Source organism: Aurantimonas sp. C2-5-R2 (assembly GCF_036549495.1).
Taxonomy (GTDB): Bacteria; Pseudomonadota; Alphaproteobacteria; order Rhizobiales; family Rhizobiaceae; genus Aurantimonas; species Aurantimonas coralicida_A.
Map to the genome: position 1 here is coordinate 202147 of NZ_JAZHLJ010000001.1, position 20885 is coordinate 223031.

The 20885-nt window shown below is 65.2% G+C and carries 21 protein-coding genes, 1 tRNA gene and 3 pseudogenes; 7 read left to right on the forward strand and 18 right to left on the reverse strand.

What is annotated here, in order from left to right; translation table 11 throughout:
- Window positions 1-55 precede the first annotated feature (55 nt).
- From VQ044_RS00925 to VQ044_RS00935, 3 genes are all read left to right on the forward strand, one after another.
- The gene (locus VQ044_RS00925) at window positions 56-1297 is read left to right on the forward strand and encodes a Zn-dependent hydrolase (RefSeq protein ID WP_327645106.1); all 1242 of its coding nucleotides are present in this window, start codon (window positions 56-58) and stop codon (window positions 1295-1297) included.
- A gap of 130 nt (window positions 1298-1427) precedes the next feature.
- A complete protein-coding gene (locus VQ044_RS00930; RefSeq protein WP_327645108.1) occupies window positions 1428-3095 on the forward strand; it encodes a long-chain-fatty-acid--CoA ligase in 1668 nt (555 codons plus the stop codon).
- A 175-nt stretch (window positions 3096-3270) separates the two neighbouring features.
- A tRNA-Met gene (locus VQ044_RS00935) sits at window positions 3271-3347 on the forward strand.
- A gap of 231 nt (window positions 3348-3578) precedes the next feature.
- Here VQ044_RS00935 and VQ044_RS00940 read toward each other — a convergent pair.
- The 4 genes and pseudogenes from VQ044_RS00940 to VQ044_RS00955 all read right to left on the reverse strand — a co-directional run.
- Window positions 3579-3746: pseudogene (locus VQ044_RS00940) on the reverse strand (8-oxoguanine deaminase); the annotation flags it as partial.
- Entirely contained in the window at window positions 3743-4375 is a 633-nt protein-coding gene (gene ureG, locus VQ044_RS00945; RefSeq protein ID WP_327645110.1) for an urease accessory protein UreG, read from the reverse strand. The pseudogene VQ044_RS00940 and the gene ureG, both read right to left, overlap by 4 nt.
- Complete coding sequence (locus tag VQ044_RS00950; RefSeq protein ID WP_327645112.1) at window positions 4372-5115, reverse strand: urease accessory protein UreF; 744 nt, start codon at window positions 5113-5115, stop codon at window positions 4372-4374. Before VQ044_RS00950 ends, ureG begins: the two co-directional genes overlap by 4 nt.
- Window positions 5112-5588: an urease accessory protein UreE gene (locus VQ044_RS00955; protein ID WP_327645114.1), complete on the reverse strand. Its 477-nt coding sequence runs from the start codon at window positions 5586-5588 to the stop codon at window positions 5112-5114. Before VQ044_RS00955 ends, VQ044_RS00950 begins: the two co-directional genes overlap by 4 nt.
- Window positions 5589-5714: 126 nt before the next feature.
- Between VQ044_RS00955 and VQ044_RS00960 the strand changes: the two genes are divergently transcribed.
- Complete coding sequence (locus VQ044_RS00960; protein ID WP_327645116.1) at window positions 5715-6347, forward strand: hypothetical protein; 633 nt, start codon at window positions 5715-5717, stop codon at window positions 6345-6347.
- A 23-nt stretch (window positions 6348-6370) separates the two neighbouring features.
- Here the strand turns inward: VQ044_RS00960 and VQ044_RS00965 are convergent, their stop codons facing one another.
- The gene (locus VQ044_RS00965) at window positions 6371-6589 is read right to left on the reverse strand and encodes a DUF29 family protein (protein ID WP_327645117.1); all 219 of its coding nucleotides are present in this window, start codon (window positions 6587-6589) and stop codon (window positions 6371-6373) included.
- A 2-nt stretch (window positions 6590-6591) separates the two neighbouring features.
- Window positions 6592-8304 carry an urease subunit alpha gene (gene ureC / locus VQ044_RS00970; RefSeq protein ID WP_327645118.1) on the reverse strand — a complete coding sequence of 571 codons (1713 nt, stop codon included), beginning with the start codon at window positions 8302-8304 and terminating at the stop codon, window positions 6592-6594.
- A gap of 220 nt (window positions 8305-8524) precedes the next feature.
- Between ureC and VQ044_RS00975 the strand changes: the two genes are divergently transcribed.
- Complete coding sequence (locus tag VQ044_RS00975) at window positions 8525-8962, forward strand: hypothetical protein (protein ID WP_327645120.1); 438 nt, start codon at window positions 8525-8527, stop codon at window positions 8960-8962.
- A 24-nt stretch (window positions 8963-8986) separates the two neighbouring features.
- Here VQ044_RS00975 and VQ044_RS00980 read toward each other — a convergent pair whose 3' ends face one another.
- The 4 genes from VQ044_RS00980 to VQ044_RS00995 form a co-directional block, all read right to left on the reverse strand.
- Window positions 8987-9385: a carboxymuconolactone decarboxylase family protein gene (locus VQ044_RS00980; protein ID WP_327645122.1), complete on the reverse strand. Its 399-nt coding sequence runs from the start codon at window positions 9383-9385 to the stop codon at window positions 8987-8989.
- An 11-nt stretch (window positions 9386-9396) separates the two neighbouring features.
- Window positions 9397-10239, reverse strand: a complete 843-nt coding sequence (locus tag VQ044_RS00985) for a cyclase family protein (RefSeq protein WP_327645124.1) — start codon at window positions 10237-10239, stop codon at window positions 9397-9399.
- An 86-nt stretch (window positions 10240-10325) separates the two neighbouring features.
- The gene (locus tag VQ044_RS00990; protein ID WP_327645126.1) at window positions 10326-10631 is read right to left on the reverse strand and encodes an urease subunit beta; all 306 of its coding nucleotides are present in this window, start codon (window positions 10629-10631) and stop codon (window positions 10326-10328) included.
- Window positions 10632-10793: 162 nt separating this feature from the next.
- A complete protein-coding gene (locus VQ044_RS00995) occupies window positions 10794-11369 on the reverse strand; it encodes a HupE/UreJ family protein (protein WP_327645127.1) in 576 nt (191 codons plus the stop codon).
- A gap of 430 nt (window positions 11370-11799) precedes the next feature.
- Here VQ044_RS00995 and VQ044_RS01000 point away from each other — a divergent pair, with 430 nt between their 5' ends.
- Complete coding sequence (locus tag VQ044_RS01000; RefSeq protein WP_327645128.1) at window positions 11800-12054, forward strand: hypothetical protein; 255 nt, start codon at window positions 11800-11802, stop codon at window positions 12052-12054.
- A gap of 48 nt (window positions 12055-12102) precedes the next feature.
- Here VQ044_RS01000 and VQ044_RS01005 read toward each other — a convergent pair whose 3' ends face one another.
- The 8 genes and pseudogenes from VQ044_RS01005 to urtA all read right to left on the reverse strand — a co-directional run bounded on the left by VQ044_RS01005 (window position 12103) and on the right by urtA (window position 19257).
- The gene (locus tag VQ044_RS01005) at window positions 12103-12405 is read right to left on the reverse strand and encodes an urease subunit gamma (RefSeq protein WP_327623338.1); all 303 of its coding nucleotides are present in this window, start codon (window positions 12403-12405) and stop codon (window positions 12103-12105) included.
- A 22-nt stretch (window positions 12406-12427) separates the two neighbouring features.
- Window positions 12428-13279 (reverse strand): urease accessory protein UreD, encoded by an 852-nt coding sequence (locus tag VQ044_RS01010; RefSeq protein ID WP_327650730.1) that lies wholly within the window; start codon window positions 13277-13279, stop codon window positions 12428-12430.
- A gap of 58 nt (window positions 13280-13337) precedes the next feature.
- The gene (gene urtE / locus VQ044_RS01015) at window positions 13338-14033 is read right to left on the reverse strand and encodes an urea ABC transporter ATP-binding subunit UrtE (RefSeq protein WP_327645130.1); all 696 of its coding nucleotides are present in this window, start codon (window positions 14031-14033) and stop codon (window positions 13338-13340) included.
- A gap of 10 nt (window positions 14034-14043) precedes the next feature.
- Window positions 14044-14358 (reverse strand): annotated as a pseudogene (locus tag VQ044_RS01020) (ATP-binding cassette domain-containing protein); the annotation flags it as partial.
- Window positions 14359-14522: 164 nt separating this feature from the next.
- Window positions 14523-15047 (reverse strand): annotated as a pseudogene (locus VQ044_RS01025) (ATP-binding cassette domain-containing protein); the annotation flags it as partial.
- 4 nt (window positions 15048-15051) lie between these two features.
- Entirely contained in the window at window positions 15052-16218 is a 1167-nt protein-coding gene (gene urtC, locus VQ044_RS01030) for an urea ABC transporter permease subunit UrtC (protein WP_327645131.1), read from the reverse strand.
- Window positions 16215-17843: an urea ABC transporter permease subunit UrtB gene (gene urtB, locus VQ044_RS01035; protein WP_327650729.1), complete on the reverse strand. Its 1629-nt coding sequence runs from the start codon at window positions 17841-17843 to the stop codon at window positions 16215-16217. The genes urtC and urtB overlap by 4 nt, the downstream gene beginning before the upstream one ends.
- A 103-nt stretch (window positions 17844-17946) precedes the next feature.
- Window positions 17947-19257, reverse strand: coding sequence for an urea ABC transporter substrate-binding protein (urtA, locus tag VQ044_RS01040; protein ID WP_327645134.1), 1311 nt, complete (start codon window positions 19255-19257; stop codon window positions 17947-17949).
- A 773-nt stretch (window positions 19258-20030) separates the two neighbouring features.
- Here urtA and VQ044_RS01045 point away from each other — a divergent pair.
- On the forward strand, window positions 20031-20576 hold the full coding sequence (locus tag VQ044_RS01045; RefSeq protein WP_442880598.1) for a substrate-binding domain-containing protein: 546 nt from the start codon (window positions 20031-20033) through the stop codon (window positions 20574-20576).
- Window positions 20577-20885: the final 309 nt, after the last annotated feature.

Genomic DNA, 20885 nt, shown 5'->3' on the forward strand with positions numbered 1-20885 from the left:
TCGGGCAATCCTGCCTGAAATCGCGACAACACTTTGATTGAGGGGCGGAATTCGGATGCCTTCGGCGACGGCTCACATCGATCTCTCCCGTCTGCAAGCGCTTCTGGCCGGCGTGAACGGCTTCGGCCGGAACCCGCGGACCGGCGGCTTCAACCGGATCGGTTTCAGCGAGGCCGACATGGCGGTCCGCGACTGGTTCGCCGATAAGATGATCGCAGACGGCCTCGCGGTCCGCCGGGACGGCGCGGCGAATGTCTTCGGGCGGTTCGGCCCCACCGACGGCCCCGCGATCATCACCGGATCGCATCTCGACACGGTGCCGGAAGGCGGCGGCTTCGACGGCTCGCTCGGCGCATGCGTCGCTCTGGAATGCGTGCGGGCGATGCGGGATGCCGGGCTGAGCCCGACGACCGCTATCGAAGTTGTCGCAACGGCGGAGGAGGAAGGCCGCTTCGGCGGCATGCTCGGTTCCCAGGCGATCGCCGGCCAGGTGACACGGGAATGGATCGACCAGGCACGCGACGCCGACGGCGTCACCTTGGTCGCGGCGATGCGGGCCCACGGCCTCGACCCTTACGAGATCTTGAACGCGGCGCGCGCGCCGAATTCGGTGCGGGCCTTCCTGGAACTGCATATCGAACAGGGCCCGGTGCTGGAGGCGGCGGGTATCCCGATCGGCATTGCCGATTCCATCACGGGCGTCTGCCATCTTTTCGTGCGGCTGGGCGGCACAGCCAATCATTCCGGCACGACACCGATGGGCATGCGCGCCGACGCCTTCGCCGGGCTGGCGGAGGTGGCCGGCGCGATCCCGGCGGTTATCGCCGAAATCGGCGGCGAGCAATCGCGAATCACCATCGGCAAGGTCGATCTCACGCCCAATGCCCCGCACACGATTCCGGGTACCGCGGAGTTCTCCGTCATCATTCGGGACATTTCGGAAGCGGTCATGCGGCGATTGGCGGACCGACTGCGCAGCGAGATCGCCGCCGCGGCCGCCCGGCATCACCTGACAGCCGCCGTCGAGGACCAAACCTGGCTGCCGCCGGTCGTGCTCGATCGGGAACTGGCGAGCCTCTTGGCTGGGAAAGCCGCGAAACAGGGAATTGCCGTCCGCGCGATGCCGTCCGGCGCCGGCCACGATGCCCAGACCATGCAGGCGCTGTGCCCTTCGGCTTTGATCTTCGTTCCGAGCAAAGGGGGTGTCAGCCACGCCCCGGACGAATCGACCGCCTGGCCCGACATCGAGAAGGGCGCCAACCTGCTCCTCGCAACGCTGGTATCGCTGGCCGTTTGAGAAAAGGATTTCCCATCACCGGATCGAGTCCGGGACATCCGCAATATTTCCCGTTTACGTAAAGGGAAACGAATTCCGTTTCTCTCGCGTCTGCGCTATCGATACCCTTAGATAACGGGAGGTATCGACAATGCAGAAACCCTGGCTTCAGCACTATCCCGCCGACGTGCCGGCCGAGCTTCCGGATTTTCCCTACCGCTCACTGGCCGAGTTGCTCGACGAGGCCTTCGCCAAACATGGCGATCTTCCGGCGTTCCATTTCATGGGAACGACGATGAGCTTTCGCGAACTGGACGAGCAGTCGCGGATTTTTGCCGCCTATCTGCAGTCGCTCGGCCTGGAGCAAGGCGATCGCGTGGCGCTGATGATGCCGAACGTCTTGCAATATCCGGTCGCGGTCGCCGGGGTGCTGCGGGCCGGGATGGTCGTGGTCAACACCAATCCGCTCTATACGCCCCGCGAACTGTCGCATCAGCTGAAGGATTCCGGCGCCCGGGCGATCGTCATTCTCGAGAATATGGCGAAGACGCTGGAGACCTGCCGCGCCGAGACGCCGGTCGAGCATGTGGTCGTGGCGACCATCGGCGACATGCTGCCGACGGTCAAAGGCTTCATCGTCAATTTCGTGCTTCGCAAGGTGAAGAAGCTGGTGCCGGGATTCGATCTGCCGGACGCGGTTCCCTTCAAGGCGGCGATGGCCAAGGGCCGCGACAGGCAATTCACGCCGGTCGCGTCGGACCGTTCCGACGTTGCTGTCCTGCAATATACGGGCGGAACCACCGGCGTGTCGAAAGGCGCGACACTGACCCATGGCAACATTATCGCCAATGTTCTGCAGTCGGAACTGTGGAACATGCCGGCCATGAAGCACATACCGGCGGGGGAGCAGCAGCTCACGGTTTGCGCGCTGCCGCTCTACCACATCTTCGGCTTTACCGTGAACATGATGCTGTCGATGCGCACCGGCGGTTGCAACATCCTGATCTTGAACCCACGCGACATCGCGGCGACGCTGAAGGAACTGAAAAAATACAAGTTCCACTCGTTTCCGGCGGTCAACACGCTGTTCGGCGCGCTGGCCCGGCACAAGGACGCCGGGGCCGTCGACTGGTCGCACCTCAAACTGTCGCTCGGCGGCGGCATGGCCGTCCAGGCGGCGACGGCGGAGCTGTGGAAGAAGCGGACCGGTTGCTCCATCTGCGAGGGTTACGGCCTCTCCGAGACCGCGCCGTCGGCCTGTTGCAACCCGACGGACGCCACAGACTACAGCGGCACGATCGGCATGCCGATCCCATCGACCGAGTTGCGGATCATTGATGACGACGGCGAGGAATTGCCGATGGGCGAGCGGGGCGAGATCGCCATCCGCGGGCCGCAGGTCATGGTCGGTTACTGGAACCGACCGGACGAGACCGCGAAGGTGATGACGAAGGACGGCTTCTTCCGCACCGGCGACATCGGCGTCATGGACGAGCGCGGCAATTTCAAGATCGTCGACCGCAAGAAGGACATGATCAATGTCTCCGGCTTCAACGTCTACCCCAATGAGATCGAGGAAGTGGTCACCCGAATGCCGGGGATCGTCGAGGCCGCCGCGATCGCCATCCCGGACGAGAATTCGGGCGAGGCGGTCAAGCTGTTCGTGGTGGCGAGCGATCCGCAGATCACCGCCGACCAGGTCAAGGCCTTCTGCAAGGACAATCTCACCGGCTACAAGCGGCCGAGCGCGGTCGAGTTCAAGGACGAACTGCCGAAGACCGGGGTGGGCAAGGTGCTGCGGCGGGCGTTGCGGGACTGATGTGGCCGGAGCTGCCGCGGGACCGCCGCTCACGCGGAGGATATTGCGGCGCGATCCGGGTGGCCGGCCATCCGATCCGGTCTGATTTTCCGAAAAGCGAGAATGCCCCTTCACATTCAGCCAAGCCTCGCATATATCGCACTCACCGGCGGCGCAGAGCGGCGCACGGCCATGACGCGGGGTGGAGCAGCCCGGTAGCTCGTCAGGCTCATAACCTGAAGGTCGTAGGTTCAAATCCTACCCCCGCAACCACTTCCAGCATAAATCGCTTTCTATAGCGATATAAACCACGGTGAACCTGCCCGGCTTACTGCCGGGCAGGTTCACCGTGGTTTCCCTACCGATTTGCCGATGGTGGGCTTCGACCTTGCCGGGACCGCCGTCGCCAAGGTCCTGCAATGGCTGGCTTCGCCATCCGAACTGGCCTCACCGGCCACGCCAGCCTTAGCGCCAAGGCCCGTCATGCACTAAGATTTGCCCCGGACCCGGCAGAACCACGTGCCGCGAGGCATCGAAGACCGCGTCGACCGGCCGCGAGGGGGCGCCGCTTTCGGGCACCAGTTCGACCATCCGTCCATCCTCGATCACGACGCCGCCAGCCGCACCGTCGGCTAGGATCGCGAGCGGCTGTTTCAGCCACAGCCGCGTCACGCCGCGGACTCGACCATCGGCAGGCCGCCCGTAGCGGCGAGAAAGGCGAGGATGTCGCCGACGCCCTTGGCGCGCGACAGGTCGGTGAACAGCGTCGGGCGCTCGCCGCGCGCGCTGGCCGCGTCGATCCGCATCCGCTCCAGATCGGCCCCGACATGGGGCGCCAGATCGGTCTTGTTGATGACGAGCAGATCCGAGCGGCTGATCGCCGGCCCGCCCTTCCTTGGGATATCGTCGCCCTGGCACACCGAGATGACGTAGATCGACAGATCGACGAGGTCCGGCGAGAAGGTCGCGGCGAGATTGTCGCCGCCCGATTCCACCAGCACCAGATCGAGATCGGGATGGCGGGTCCGCAAATCGCGGATCGCCGCGATGTTGATCGAGGCGTCCTCACGGATCGCGGTGTGCGGGCAACCACCGGTCTCGACCCCGATGATGCGGTCGGAGGACAACGCTTGCAGCCGCACCAGCGCTTCGGCGTCCTCGCGCGTATAGATGTCGTTGGTCACGACCCCAATCGACCATGTCTCGCACGCCGCCTTGCAGAGCTTTTCGACCAGCGTCGTCTTGCCGGAGCCGACCGGGCCGCCGATGCCGACCCTGAGCGGGCCGTTTATGTGGATCATGACCGGAAGAGCCTCGTTCGCAGCGCCTCGTGCCGCATCGCGGCGATGTCGGACCCTAGCGCCGCCGAGCCAAGGTCGTCCAGCGTCGATCGCGTAGCGCGTTCGGACGTCGCCTGAATGGCCGGCTCCAGCCGCCGCAGCACCTGAACCGCGTCGCTCTGGGCCAGCGGAACCAGCCGCACGGCGGCTGAAACCAACGATGCCGCGAAGCCGTGAGCATAGCCGAGCAGCGTATCGGCGAGCGGCAGTCCAGCGCTGGCTGCCAGGCGTCCCGCCGCGACGGGATAAGACTCGGCCGCGCTGTTTTCCTCACGCCCCCCGACGTGTCCACCCAGCCCGGACGCACCGAGCCACGGCCGCGATGCCTCCGCGAAGGCCGTGCCCAACGCCAGCGTCTCGGCGCGCCGTTCGGCGCTTCCCGCCAGCGCCAGTGCCAATTCGGCCACGGCGGCAAGTCGGCCAGCGTCTCCGTCCTTGACGGCGTGCCACGCTTCGGCAAGCAACACACCATCGTTCCAGCCACTGCCACGGTCGAGCAGCACCGCGATCCAGTCGGTGACGCTGTCAGCGTCGGCGAGCAGCCCCTCGGCGACCACCGTCTCCAACCCGTGCGACCACGCGAAGGCCCCGATGGGAAAGGCCGGCGAAAACAGCGTCAGCAGTTGCGGCAGATGCGCGGTGGCGGCTTCGCCGGCCACGCCGAGCGCCTCTGGCGTCGTTGAGGGGGCGATATGATTCACCGGATTGGGGTCTCGGGCGAAGGCTCGTGGTCATGATCATGGCCGTGCGCCTCATAGGCGCCGCCTTCCGGATCGAACCCGGCCTCGATGTCGGTGATCGTCGCATCGAGGCCCGACAGCATCTCGCGAATGACCGGGTCGCGGCGGATCAGGATGCATTCGCCCAGAAGCTGCGCCGGCAGATGGCGGTTGCCGATCTGCCAGGCCAGAACGAGGAGATGCCGGGCGTCCTTGCCCCGGACCTCGTAGAGGTCTTCGGGCCTGGCCCGCACCGCGATCAACCGGGCGTCATCGAGCCAGATCGCGTCGCCATCCCTCAGCAGCGTCGCCTCGGGCAGATCGAGCAGAAAGGCGATGCCGTCGTCCGACACCATCGCCATGCGCCGGCGATGCCGCGCCGTCTCGTCGAGCGTGATCGTATCGGCGGCGTCCGTCCATTCGCCCGCGCGCTTGACCGAAGTGCCAAGGATCATTCAATCTTCCTGCTTCCGCACGCCAGCGCGCGCCCTGTCGCCTTCGCGGCGAGGATAGGGCGGCGCCACGCAAGCCGCCACCCCCAAGCCGACACAGGCGAGCCGCACCAGCCATGAGGAGCCGCCATGCCGCTGCAAAACCGGATGACCCCGCTGGGCGAGATCGTCGTAGACTCGGCGCGGGGCACGCTGATGGGCAATCGCGGTATCCTCCATGATGGCGACCGAGAACTCGGCCGGAGCCGCTGGAAGCACAAGGCCTGGATTGCCTGCGCCCTCGCCTTTCGCGGCAGGCGGCGCACGCCGATGACGCCGGGCCGCTACACCGAACTGTTCTTTCTCGACGAAGCGACGGCGCTGGCCGCCGGCCACCGCCCTTGCGCCGAATGCCGGCGCGCCGATTTCAACGCCTACCGCGCCGCTTGGGCGACGGCTCACAACCTCGACGCACCGCCGTCGGCGAAAGCCATGGACGACATGCTCCATGCCCATCGGGTAAAATCAAGGCTGCGCGAACAGGTGCATCATACGAGAACGGCGTTGGACATTCCGGACGGCGCCTTCGTGCTGGTCGACCGCGCGCCACGGCTGGTCTGGAAGCGCCGCCTGCTGCGCTGGAGCCCCAGCGGCTACGACCGCGTGGGCAGCCTTCCCGGCGGCCGGCTGGCCGTGGTCACGCCGCAACCCAGTGTCGAGGCCCTTGCCGCCGGCTATCGCGTCACTGTCTATGACAGCGCCAGCGATCTTGTCGGGGACTGAACCAGTTGGCCCCGACGCATGTGTCAGTCGGTCTCGGGGTAGAAAGTCTCATCGAGGATCTGATCGATCGTGAACGGGCAATCCTGCAGGAAGATTTCCTCGGGCAGACCGGTCTCGCCGGCAGCCTTCAAGCAGGCGTCAGGATATTCCTCGTGGACGATCTGGCTCGGATAGCCCGCGAGACTGGGACTAGCGATGATGTCACGGCCTATCCGTCGGGGAAGGTTCGGCCGTGGACCCAATTCTAAAACAGAAAATACCGCTGCGCCATTGGCAGGACCGTGGCGGGCTCGCAGGTCAAAAGCACGCCGTCGGCCCGCACCTCGTAGGTCTCCGGGTCGACCTCCATCTCAGGCGTCGCATCATTGAGGATCATCGAAGCCTTGGATATGCCGCCACGGGTGTTCTCGACCGCTACAAACGCCTTGTCGCAGCCGAGCTGCTCGCGCAGCCCCTCGCCCATCGCGGCCTTGGAGACGAAGCTGATGCCGCTCGCCCCGACCGCCTTGCCGAAGGCGCCGAACATCGGCCGGTAGTGGACCGGCTGTGGCGTCGGGATCGAGGCGTTGGGGTCGCCCATCGGCGCCGCGACGATCGTCCCGCCGAGCAGCACCATCGTCGGTTTGACGCCGAAGAAGGCCGGGTCCCACAGCACCAGATCGGCGCGTTTTCCCACTTCGACCGAGCCTATCTCGCGGCTCATCCCCTGCGCGATCGCCGGGTTGATGGTGTATTTCGCGACGTAGCGGCGGGCGCGGTAATTGTCGTTGTCGCCGGTCTCCTCCGGCAGCCGCCCGCGCTGGCGCTTCATCTTGTCGGCGGTCTGCCAGGTGCGGATGATCACCTCGCCGACGCGCCCCATCGCCTGTGAATCGGATGCGATGATCGAAAAGGCGCCCAGATCGTGCAGGATGTCCTCGGCCGCGATCGTCTCCTTGCGGATGCGGCTTTCGGCAAAGGCGATATCCTCGGGGATCGACGCATCGAGATGGTGGCAGACCATCAGCATGTCGAGATGCTCTTCCAGCGTGTTGATCGTGTAGGGCCGGGTCGGGTTGGTCGAGGACGGCAGCACGTTGGGCAGGCCGCAGATCTTGATGATATCCGGCGCGTGGCCGCCGCCGGCGCCCTCGGTGTGGAAGGCGTGGATCGTGCGGCCCTTGAAGGCGTCAACGGTGTTCTCGACGAAGCCCGATTCGTTCAGCGTGTCGGTGTGGATCATCACCTGGACGTCGTAAGCGTCGGCGACCGAGAGACAGCAGTCGATGGCGGCCGGCGTCGTGCCCCAGTCCTCGTGCAGCTTCAGCGCACAGGCCCCGCCCTTGACCATCTCCTCCAGCGCCGCCGGCAGCGAGGCGTTGCCCTTTCCGGAAAAGCCGAGATTCATCGGAAAGGCGTCCGCCGCCTGCAGCATCCGCGCCATGTGCCAAGGTCCGGGCGTGCAGGTCGTGGCGAGCGTGCCGTGCGCCGGGCCGGTGCCGCCGCCGAGCATGGTCGTGACGCCGGAAAACAGCGCCTCCTCGATCTGCTGCGGGCAGATGAAATGGATGTGGCTGTCGAAGCCACCGGCGGTGACGATCTTGCCCTCTGCGGCGATCGCCTCGGTACCGGGCCCGACGATGATGGTGACGTTCGGCTGGGTATCGGGATTGCCGGCCTTGCCGATGGCGGCGATCCGCCCGTCCCTCAGGCCGATATCGGCCTTGTAGACGCCGGTGTGGTCGAGGATCAGCGCGTTGGTGATCACCGTGTCGACCGCCCCTTCGGCGCGTGAATGCTGGCTTTGCCCCATGCCGTCGCGGATCACCTTGCCGCCGCCGAACTTCACCTCCTCGCCATAGGTGGTCAGGTCCTTCTCGACCTCGATAAAGAGCTCGGTATCGGCCAGTCGCACCTTGTCGCCAGTGGTCGGGCCGAACATCGCGGCATAGGAGGAGCGGGGGATAGTGGCGGGCATGGGCGATCTCGCGTCGAGGGCCGGAGAGGATCGGCGCTCCGCGCCGTCCGTCGCTGCGTCGCACCATTCAAGACCATAAGTCGGTCGCGAAGGCTTGTCTTCCCCGATTTGTCGGGATCGCGCAGACTGCCGGCGCGTTCCTGGATGGACCGACCGCCATCAGCGATCGCGCGCGGCTGTCGCCGATCACGATCGACCATTTGCCGGAAAGGAGTGTTTCGTGTTTCGTTTCGCGCAGCTCGCAGCACTCCTCTTGCCGGCGCCGGCCGTCGCCCAGACGTTCGATCCCGGCCCCATGGGAGACGTGCCCGGCATGTCGATGTCCGATTTGCCGATCGTCGGCGCGCCGCACCTGCCAGCCGGCCCGCACATTCCCGGCGCCACGATCTTCGGCGACACAGTCGAGGAGCGCGCCTATGGCCGCGATTTCGACGACAGCTATCTGCGGCCGGTCGTTCCCCGCTTCGGGCGCGACGCGAAGGTGCCGAACGAACTCAGGGCAACGGAGGGCCGCTCCGATCTCAACAGCGTCAATGCCGGCGCTTTTGCCCGTAGCGGTCCGACCGCCATCGGTCGCAGCGCGGTGACGCGCGGACGCTCGCCCGGCTCGCACCGGGCGATCATCCGGCGATCGCCAAAGCAGTCGACGCCGAAATAGCGGGTCTTCGCGCGCGGGCCTCGATCAGGCCAGAAACTCCGGATCGACCGCCACTTGCAGGGCGTCGGCCAGTTGGTTGGTCTTGCCGGCGAGGCCAACAATCGCCCGAAGCTCGCCGTATTGGTCGGCCGTCATGCCCTTGGCCCGCGCCGCCGCCGTGTGCGAATGCGCGCAGTAGCCGCAGCCATTGGTCACCGAGACCGCGATGTAGAGCATCTCCCGCGTCAGCGGATCGAGCGCGCCGGGCGCGATCATCACCGCCTTCACCTCCTCCCAGGTCCGCTTGAGCGTCCGGGGGTCCGCCGCCAGCACCCGCCAGAAATTGTTGACGAAGTCGGTGCCCCGCGTCGCGCGGATATCGTCGAACACCGCGCGAACTTCGGCACAGGCTTGCTCGTCGGAAACGATCGGCGCGGTCGCCACGGCGTTCCCCCTCAGCTCAGCGCCAGAACCCGCGACGGCCCGCCCGAGCCGCCCCGGTGCTTCGGCGCGCCAAGGATGAGAGTGGCGCCGACAGCCGGCATCGCGTCGAGATTGGCGATGCATTCGAGGCCCCAGCGCCCTCCCGGCAGCCATGCATAATGCACGGCGAAGTCCGGCGACTGGCCGAAATCGAGCGACAGCGTGTCCACGGCGATGCCGACGGCGGAGCCTTCGAGCAGCATTTGCGCCGCCTCGACATGAAACCCGGGAAAATGCATCACGCCCTTGTCGTCGGCGTTGCGGAATTTTTCGCTATCGAGATGTTGCTGCCATCCCGAGTTCATCGCCACGCAGCAGTTTTCGGGCAGTTCGCCATTGGCGTCGGTCCAGGCCTTGATGTCGTCGGGCGTCACCTGCGCGTCCGCATCGTCCGCCGCCTTCGCCTTGATGTCGATGACGACCAGGGGCGCCATCAGCTTCTCGACCGGAATTTCGGCGACCGACTGGCCGTCGGCGGAAAAATGCAGCGGGGCGTCGACATGCGTTCCGGTGTGCTCATTCACCCTGAGCTCGAACAGGTTGAACTTGTCCTTTTCGTAGGAGAACTTCTGCTCCATGAAGAATTGCTGCTCGCCGAAAAAGGTCGGGAAGTCCGGATGGAGCTCATGGGTCAGATCGCTGATCGCCATGTCCGCGAGAGACTTGCCGGCATCGACAGCGGGGTTCGCGGCATCCTGAGCCAGGGCCGACCCTGCCAGGCCAAGCGTCGCCGCCGCGGCCGCGCCGCCCCCGAGCAGCCGCCGCCGGCTCAGCATCGTCCGCTTCACACCCTCGATCACGCATTGGTTGCACATTGGTTTCCTCCTCCTTGCAGAACACACTGGCCTGATCGGATCAGGCACAGGCTGAACAATTGCATCGCGAGGCTGGCGCGGCCGCCTCAGAGCGCGCCCATCACCTTGCCGTTGAAACCATAGACCTTGCGTGCGCCGCCGAGCGGCACCAGCGTCACCTCGCGCGTCTGCCCCGGCTCGAAGCGCACGGCCGTGCCGGCGGCGATGTCGAGGCGCATGCCGCGCGTCACCTCGCGGTCGAAGGCGAGCGCCGGGTTGGTCTCGGCGAAGTGGTAGTGGCTGCCGATCTGGATCGGCCGGTCGCCCGTGTTGGCGACCTCGATCGTAACCGGAACCGCCCCCTCGTTGAGGACGATGTCGCCCGCCGCCGTGATGATTTCGCCAGGGATCATGACCAGTGACTCCAAAGCTTGCGGATACCGATTATGACGAGCACGGCCAGGAGAACCGGGCCGATCGCCATCAGATCATATTCCCCGACCGGTTGCGGTGCCCGCAGGACTTCCGGCATGACATCTGCCAGCCGCCCGGCGCGGCTCGACGGTCGCGGACGATCAGCCGGCCATCAGATAGAGGCCGGCGCCGGCGGACAGCGCACCGATCGCCCGCAGAAGGATAGGGTTCGCCGTCCGGACCAGAGCGTTGCCGAGCAGCAATCCGCCGCCATGCAGCAGTGCCGTCGCGCCGGCAAAGCCGAGACCGAAGGCCGCCGCCCCGGACGCGCCGAGTTCAGCGCCATGCGCGGCCCCGTGAAAAAGTGCGAAGCCACCGACGATGGTCGCTGCGAGCGGAACCGGCAGCTTCACCGCCATGGCGATCAGCAGGCCGAGCGCGACGACCGAGGCAAGCACCACCGGCTCGACGAAGGGCAGCGCGATTCCGGCGACCGCCAGGCCGAAGCCGGCGCTCATCACCGTGACGAAGGCGAGTGGCACCGCCCACAACGCGCGGCCACCGATCATCGCCGCCCAGATGCCGACGGCGACCATGACCAGCACGTGGTCCCAGCCCAGCAGCGGATGGACGAAGCCGGTCAGCAGCGAGCCGTGCTCGGCCGGATTGATATGCGCAAAGGCGGGGGCCGTCGCGGCGAAAAGCGAGGCGGCGGTAAGAGAAAGGCGTTTGAGCATGATTGTCCCTCGTTTGGTCGACGGTCGCCCCGAATTGGGTCGCGTCCGCCCGGCATTCGGCCGGGTTGCTGTGCGGAGCATGGAAGGCCGGAAAGCAGGTGTCAAAGGGTTTCTCGCCGCCTTTCCCGCCGCGCTTCAAGGGACCACCGATCGCCGGTCGTTGAAAGGGTTTTGGAAACGATAAACCAAAGCCGGCGCGACAAGCGAGAAACTCTGGCAACCACCTTTCGTTATTGTCTCGGCAAGCCCGATTTTCGACGCCGCACATTGGCTCTGGAGGATCGAGGCCAGGCCGTTCCAGAGTTTCGAAGCGCAACGATCGAAGCCAGACGGCCGGCAACAGAAGGGAGTCGACTTCATGCTGAGATCATTCGTGATCGCGGCGGTACTTCTTGCATGAACCGGATCGGCGGGGTCAGGCGACCCGGTCATGATTCGCACCGTGACCATGAACGGAATCGTCGGGACCGCGTACTATTCAACGGTCGAGCAGGGCTATCGCTTCATCGGCGGACCGCCGCGGAACGGCCTCGCCGCCGCTGATGCGCCGATCGCGGTCTCCTCGCTCGATGAAGCCGAGAATGCGGCCGCGAGCGAGGCTTCGAGCATGACGATGCCGAAGGCCAGCGCCTCGGACCAAGGTCAGGCCGGCGAGAACGACGAGGACGTCCAGCAGGGCAGCTGATCGATCGCCTCTATGGGCTGGGCGTTCGACCGCCCCCCGCGCCGATCCTCAGCGGATCGGTTCGTGGACCGTCACCAGCTTGGTGCCGTCCGGGAACGTCGCCTCGACCTGCACGTCGTGGATCATCTCGGCAATGCCTTCCATCACCTGATCGCGGGTGATCACATGCGCCCCCGCCTCCATCAGATCCGCCACCGAGCGACCGTCGCGCGCGCCCTCGACGACGAAGTCGCTGATCAGCGCGATCGCCTCCGGATGGTTCAGCTTGACGCCCCGCTCCAGCCGCTTCCGCGCCACGATGGCGGCCATGGAGATGAGCAGCTTGTCCTTTTCGCGCGGGGTCAGTTGCATCCGTCCATCCTTCGCCGGTTCGTCAGAGCGACCATACAAGCGGCAGCGGCCCGTTCGTCAGAGCCGACAGCAGCGGAACCAACCGCTTGCGCAACAGAAAACCCGAAGGCGCCATGATGCGGGCGACGAGCAAGCCGCCGACAAGGCTCGCGCCCCCTGCCTCCCCGATAATCGCACGAATGTCGTTAAGACCGCGTTCGGCACCGGCCCCCTGCGCGACCAACGTGGCGAAGGCCCGGTTGCCGGCAAGGCTGGCGGCCCGCGCCGTCGCCTCGGCGATCGCGCCGTCGAGCCGCAGATCGTCGGCGAACACCAGCCGGCCGCCGACGCGCACACGCCAGCGGTCGCGGAACAGACCGGCCTCGACAGTCTCGCCCATGCGCTCGCGTCCGAGGATCACGCTTTCACATAACAGGAAGCGGGAGGATTCGGCCGCCTCAAGATCCAACGAGCGCTGGACCGCGCCGCCGTCATAGAGGATCGTTTCCTGCGGCAGCCAATGAAAACCCGCCTCGGGCCCGAGGGCGATGCGCGTCGCGACGGCGGCATGGCCTTCCGCCGCCCGGTAAACGCGCTCACAGGCCTGGGTCGTCACCGTCAGGCTGGCGCCATCCGAAACGGCAAAGGTCTGGTCGATGCGATCACCGCCGGTCAGCCCGCCAGACGTGTTGATCAGGATCGCCTCGGCCTCTGGCCGCGGCAGGCGGGGAAACCGCAGTTTCAGGCATCCGGACTGGTGCAAGCGCTTCAGACGCGTGCGGCCCGTGACGAGCTGGAATTCCGCTGTCGCCGAACCGGCCGCGCGCTGCATCGGAACGACACGCCCGGCTTCGGCCGGAAGCGACGGCGAGTCGAGCGGCCGATTCACGGGCATTTGAGGAAGGTGAATCTGCATAGGCCGTGCTTGCCGCATCCTTGCGACTGCCGCCAGCTCAAACCGTCAGGTGCTTGCGTACTTCGGGATCGTCGAGCCCCTCGGCGGGGCCGTCGAAGACGATCTCGCCGCGATCCATGATGTAGACCTGGTCCGCGAGCTCCCGGCAGAAATCGAGATATTGCTCGACAAGCAGGATCGCGAGGCCGGACTGATCCTTCAGATAGCGGATCGCCCGGCCGATATCCTTGATGATCGACGGCTGGATGCCCTCGGTCGGCTCGTCGAGCACCAGCAGCCGGGGCCGGGTCACCAATGCCCTGCCGATCGCGAGTTGCTGCTGCTGGCCGCCGGACAGATCCCCGCCGCGCCGGCCGAGCATGTCGGCGAGAACCGGGAACAGCTCGAACACATGCTCGGGGATCGACCGGTCGGCGGATTTGAGCGGCGCGAAGCCGGTCTGAAGATTCTCCTTCACCGTCAGCAACGGGAATATCTCGCGGCCCTGCGGCACGAAGCCGATTCCCTTTCGTGCACGGGCGTAGGGAGCGGAGCGGCCGAGATCGTCGCCATCGAGGGCGATCTGGCCGGCGCGGATCGGCTGCTGGCCGACGATGGCGCGCAACAGCGAGGTCTTGCCGACGCCGTTGCGGCCGAGCACGCAGGTGATCTCGCCGGGTTTGGCCGTGAGCGAGACACCGCGTAGGGCCTGGGCGGCACCGTAATACAAATCGACATTCGAAACGGTCAGCATGGCAAGCCCCTCATCGCCCCAAATACACCTCGACCACGCGCGGGTCTGCCGAGACATGATCGAGCGATCCTTCCGACAGCACCGAGCCCTCGTGCAGGCAGGTGACCTTGACCCCCAGCGCCCGGACGAAATGCATGTCGTGCTCGACGACGACGACCGAGCGCGTCCGGGCGATTTCCTTGAGCAGCCGGGCGGTCTCCTCGGTCTCGGCGTCAGTCATGCCGGCCACCGGTTCGTCCACCAGCAGGAGCTCTGGATCCTGGGCGAGCAGCATGCCGATCTCCAGCCATTGCTTCTGGCCGTGGCTGAGGTCGGCGGCTGGCGTTCGCCGCTTTTCGCTAAGAGTCCGTTTCGAAACTCACTGCGGCGGGTTCAAAGGCCCCTCGGATGGTCGCTCCGCAATGACATGATACCCGATTTCCGCGGGTTTGGGCGTCCCGGGTGAACCATGGAGGCTGGTCTTGGCAGGGTTTCGAAACGGCCTCTAAGGCGTGTGGTTTCCAGAATCGCGTCGATCTTTGCCTGCTCGGCGGCGTCCTTGCGATGGAGCAGCGCCTTGAAAATCGAGCGCGAGCCGGCGAGCGACAGGCGAATATTGTCCTCGACCGAATGCCCCTCGAAAACCGTCGGCTTCTGGAATTTGCGACCGATCCCCATGTTGGCGATCGCCGCCTCGTCCTCTTGGGTCAGATCGACATCGCCGGCGAAATAGACCTCGCCCTCGTCCGGCCGGGTCCTGCCGGTGACGATATCCATCATCGTCGTCTTGCCGGCGCCGTTCGGTCCGATGATCGCCCGCATCTCGCCCTTCGCCACGACCAGCGAGAGGTTGTTGATCGCCTTGAAGCCGTCGAAGCTCTTGGTCACGCCGCTGAGATAGAGCAGCGTATCCCTGCGTTTGCTTCCCGCCGCCTGCTCGGCGAGCAGGGCCGCGCGCTGCGTCGCATAAGGGTGGGGCGAAACCGCCGGCTGGGGGGGCCGGGTCGTTTCGCTGGCGGGGTTCATGTCGCTCATCGTTTTACTCCGCCGGGTTCGGGACGGGCTGCGCATCGCCCGTCAACGCCGCCTCCCCCTTCTCGGCCTCGACTGACGCGCGGCGATCGCGCCACGACCGCCAGCCATGATCGAAGGTGCCGACGATCCCCTTCGGCAGGAACAGCGTGACGAAGACGAACAGGCCGCCGAGCACGAACAGCCAGGATTCCGGCGCGATTGCGGTGAAGGTGCTCTTGCCGAAATTGACCAGCAGCGCGCCAATGACCGGGCCGAGCAGCGTGCCGCGTCCGCCGACGGCCGCCCAGACGACGATCTCGATGGAATTGACCGGCGCGAATTCGCCCGGATTGATGATGCCGACCTGCGGCACGTAGAGCGCCCCGGCAATGCCGGCCATCACCGCCGAGACGGTAAAGGCGAACAGCTTCACATGCTCCGGCCGCCAGCCGATGAAGCGGGTCCGGCTTTCGGCGTCGCGCACCGCGACCATCAGCTTGCCGAGCTGCGAGCGGGTGATCCAGCCGACGAGGAGGACACCGAGCGCCAGCGCGACGCAGCTCGCCGCGAACAGTCCGGCGCGGGTCGAGGCGGCCTGCAGCGGAAAGCCGAGCAGCTCCTTGAAGTCGGTCAGGCCGTTATTGCCGCCAAATCCCATGTCGTTGCGGAAAAAAGCCAGCAGCAGCGCGTAGGTCATCGCCTGGGTGATGATCGAGAGATACACTCCGGTCACGCGGCTGCGGAAGGCGAAATAGCCGAAGACGAAGGCGAGCAGGCCGGGCGCGGCGACGATCATGATCGCCGCGAACCAGAACTGGTCGAAGCCGGTCCAGTACCAGGGCAGTTCCCGCCAGTTGAGAAAGACCATGAAATCGGGCAGCACCGGATCGCCATAGACGCCGCGCGGGCCGATCTGGCGCATCAGATACATGCCCATGGCGTAGCCGCCGAGGGCGAAGAACGCGCCGTGGCCAAGCGACAGGATGCCGACATAGCCCCAGACCAGATCGAGGGCGAGCGCCAAAAGCGCGTAGCAGACATATTTGCCGAACAGCGGCACCAGATAGGGCGGGACATGCAGCGGGTGGCTCGCCGGCAGCCACAGGCTCGCCATCGGCACGAGCACGGCGGCGGCCAGAAGCGCTGCAACGAGAATGAAGACCCTTGGGCCGAGAAAGCGCGCGAGGATCATGCGTCGACGAACCTTCCCTTTTGGGCGAACAGGCCGCGCGGCCGTTTCTGGATGAACAGGATGATGAGCACCAGGACGACGATCTTGCCGAGCACCGCGCCGGCATAGGGCTCAAGGAACTTGTTGAGGATGCCAAGGCTCATCGCGCCGACCAGCGTGCCCCACAGATTGCCAACCCCGCCGAAGACGACGACCATGAAACTGTCGATGATGTAGCCTTGGCCGAGACTGGGCGAGACGTTGTCGATCTGGCTGAGCGCGACGCCGGCGATCCCGGCGACGCCCGAGCCGAGCGCGAAGGTCATCGCGTCGACCCACGGCGTGCGGATGCCCATGGCCGACGCCATCTTCCGATTTTGCGTCACCGCCCGCATCTGCAGGCCGAGCGCCGTGCGGTTAAGTACCAGAAGCAGCCCGGCGAAAACGACCAGGGAGAAAACGATGATCCACAGCCGGTTCCAGGTCACCGACATCAGGCCGATGTCGAAGGCGCCGGACATCCAGTCGGGATTGCCGACCTGGCGATTGCTCGGGCCGAAGATCGTACGGACCGCCTGTTGCAGCATCAGCGACACGCCGAAGGTTGCGAGCAGGGTCTCCAGCGGCCGGCCGTAGAGAAAGCGGATGATGCCGCGCTCCATGACGAGACCGACGAAACCCGAAACGAGGAAGGCGAGCGGCAGGGCGATCGCCAGCGACCAGGGGAACAGCCAGGGCGCGTCGACCCGGATGACCTCCTGCACGACGAAGGTCGTGTAGGCGCCGAGCATCACCATTTCGCCATGCGCCATGTTAATCACACCCATCACGCCGAAGGTGATGGCGAGGCCGATCGCGGCGAGCAACAGGACCGAGCCCAGCGACAATCCGTACCAGATGTTCTGCATCTGATTCCAGAAGGCGATGTTGCTCTCGATTCCCGCGACCGCCGCTTCGGCGGCTTGCCGCGCCGCCGGATCGGCGGTCGCGGCGGCGAAACGCGTGAGCATCGTCAGGGATTCCCGGTCGCCGCGCGCTTCGAGGATTGCGGCGGCCTCCGCCTTGGCGGCGGCGGGCCGGTGGGAGGCAAGGATTGCCGAAGCGCGGGCTTCTTCCATTCGTGCCTTGACCGCCGGGTCGGTTTCCTCAGCGAGGGCCGCCTCGATCGGCTCCAGCATGTCGGGATCGGCATCCGAAAACAGCGTCGATGCGGCCCTCAGCCGCACGTTCGGGTCGGCGGCGCGAAGCGTCAAACTGCCGAGCGCGCCGGTGATGGCGTTGCGGATCGAATTCTTGATGCGGACCTTGGTCAGATCACCGGATGGAGCGGTTCCGGCCTCCTTGCCGGTCAGCGGATCGCGCAGCGTGACCGCGTTGCCCTTGCCGGTCACGATGAACACTGCTTCGTCGGATTCGCGCCAGTAGAGGTCGCCGGCGGACAGCGCGCGCAATGTCCTGGCAACTTCCGGTTCGCCGGTGGCGGCCAGTTCGGCGATCACCGCCTCGGTGTCGTCGAAGCTCTGCTTGCCGCCGAATTTCTGGATGATTACCGCCGGATCACCGTCCTGGGCCAAGGCGGCAACCGGGAGGAGCGCGCCACCGAAGGCCAGGAGGCCGACAAGGCACCAGCGCAGGAGATCGTTCATGGAGCGTCCTGATCGGGATCGAAGGTCACGGGGACGGCCGGCATGGCCGCCCCCACCGGGTCGCGCCTTGGGAGGAAGGCGGACGTCTAGGAGGCGCGGAGGCTCACTTGGCCGCCGCCTCCTTGCTGCCGCAGCTCTTCGTCTCGGTGTTGTAGTTGCCGCAGTTGATCGGGTCGGTCCAATCGGCTTTCAGCATCTTGGAATCCGGCAGGAAGTCCGACCAGGCATCGCCCTCGACCAGGTCGGTCTCCTGGACGATGTCGAACTGGCCGTCCGCGTTGATCTCGCCGATCAGCACCGGCTTGGTGATGTGGTGATTGGGCAGCATCTTGGCGGTGCCGCCGGTCAGGTTCGGCACCTCGACGCCCGGCAGCGCCGCGATGACGGCGTCGGCCTCGGTGGTACCGGCTTTCTCGACCGCTTTCACCCACATGTTGAAACCGATGTAATGGGCTTCCATTGGGTCGTTGGTCACGCGCTTGTCGTCACCGAGATAGGCTTTCCATTTCTTGATGAATTCGGCGTTTTCCGGCGTGTCGACGGACTGGAAGTAGTTCCAGGCGGCGAGGTGGCCGACCAGCGGTCCGGTGTCAATGCCGGCGAGTTCTTCCTCACCGACGGAGAAGGCGACGACGGGGATGTCTGTCGCTTCGATGCCCTGATTGGCGAGTTCCTTGTAGAATGGCACGTTGGCGTCGCCGTTCACCGTCGAGACCACCGCCGTCTTCTTGCCGGTCGCGCCGAACTCCTTGATCGACGACACCTCGGTCTGCCAGTCGGAGAAGCCGAACGGCGTGTAGTTGACCTTGATGTCATCCGCCGCGACGCCCTTGTCCTTCAGATACTGCTCGAGGATCTTGTTGGTGGTGCGCGGATAGACGTAGTCGGTGCCTTCCAGCACCCAGCGCTCGACGCCTTCTTCCATCAGATAATCGACGGCCGGGATCGCCTGCTGGTTCGGCGCGGCACCGGTGTAGAAGTTATTGCGCGAGGATTCCTCGCCCTCATACTGCACCGGATAGAACACCACCGTGTTCAGTTCCTCGGCGACCGGCAGGATCGACTTCCGCGACACCGACGTCCAGCAGCAGAACACCGCCGCCACGTCCTGCGCCGAGACGAGGTCGCGCATCTTTTCGGCGAATAGCGGCCAGTCCGAGGCGGGGTCGACGACGACCGCCTCGAGCGGCCGTCCGAGCAGACCGCCCTTGGCGTTCTGTTCCTCGATCAGCATCTCCATGACGTCCTTGAGGGTCGTCTCGGAGATCGCCATCGTGCCCGACAGCGAATGCAGGACGCCGACCTTGATCGGATCGCCGGAAGGTTTCTCTTGGGCGGTTGCGCCGGTCAATGCCACGCTGGCCATAGTGGCCGCGGCCACAGCGCCGCGAAGCCATGTGATAGGGGATGTCATACGCGCTCTCCAGTTGTTTCGCCTCCGTTGTCACCGGAGGTCACGACTGGATGGTTAGCAAAGCGCGTGCCAAATGCCGTCGCGGGCCATGGGAGGCGCGACCGCCCCGCTGGCGGCCCCTCCCCTAACGCATCGAGGAAGCCGCATCAGAGAAGAATCGTCTATTTTTTAGGCTAATTTATCAGCCACGATCAATTTCGCCATTAAATTAGGCAAATACGGTCGCCGCAGATCGCATCGACGTCGGGGTCGATCTGGGTGATGTAGGAGCCGTAATCCGCGGTGTTCAGCGGCGGCCACAGCTACTGGACGACGGTGCCGCCATTCTCCTGGAACACCCGCTGGAAGCCCGAGGCAATCGACGACCCGCTGACGTCGGTGTTGCGTGACGGTGCGCGCCGGCTGCTTGCCGAGGCGATCGAGGCGGAGGCCGAGGCTTTCCTGGTCGCGATGCAGGACGAGCGCCTTGCCGATGGCCCGCTTCGCCATCCGGCCCGGCTTCACCGGCCACGCCAGCCTTGGCGCCAAGGCCTGTCATGCACTAAGATTTGCCCCGGACCACTCGGTTGGGGGCAGGCCAGGAGGAGGATGTTCAAAGTCTGCTGCGCTGCGGCTTTCCAACAGTGTTCATCGATACCTACCATCCATTTCTCGATGCCAATTTCGTCGACATNGCAGGCCAGGAGGAGGATGTTCAAAGTCTGCTGCGCTGCGGCTTTCCAACAGTGTTCATCGATACCTACCATCCATTTCTCGATGCCAATTTCGTCGACATGGATAACGAGCAAGCGATCTTTCAGACGCTCAATTATCTCAAGGGACGCGGTTTTCAACGTATCGGTCTCGTCAGCAGCTATGCGGCGGTGACTAATTTCCGTCTTCGCCACAATGCCTTTTTGCATGGTATGTCATCGCTCGGGCTGGAGGTGGAGGACGGGGCTATCCTCTCCGTGGACTCGACCCTCGAAGGCGCCTACCGGGATGCCGAAACGCAGCTCGCTCAGGACCGTCCGATCTCAGAAGCCTATCTCTGCGCAAACGACATCGTTGCGTACGGCTTCATCAAGGCCTTGCGCGATCGTGGCTACGAAATTCCACGCGACGTCTCGATCGTAGGGTTCGATAATCTCCCAATGAGCGACATGATCGAGCCAGCCCTCACGTCGGTCAATGTTCCCAAACAAAAGATCGGAGCGATGGCGATAAGACTCCTCGATGATCTCATCGTATCGAAAGAAAGACAGCCTGCGGTGAAAGTGCTTGTAAGCGGAAATCTCATCGTTAGGAAAAGCGTCGGCGAGGCTCAGAATAAGCCATGACGTTTTTGCTTCCCATACGGTCTTGAATGGCAGAATCGGTTCTCCCGAACCGATCGCCAACTTTTTGAACCGGACAGGTAGCCTCGGCCCGAACTCGGACGAGCAGACTGATTACCCCCCATGTCGTCGACAGCGGCCGGGACCGGCCGCTTCGGATTGTCCGCGAGCGTGATCCGAGCGGCGCTTATGGGCCGGACGCGGAAGGTCGGCCATGGGCCGAAGAACGAACCCGCTCGCGCGGGATGGGCGGCGGCCTCGCCGTTCGCGGACTGATACGAGCGTCATGTGCTGATTGAGCGTCGCCCGGCA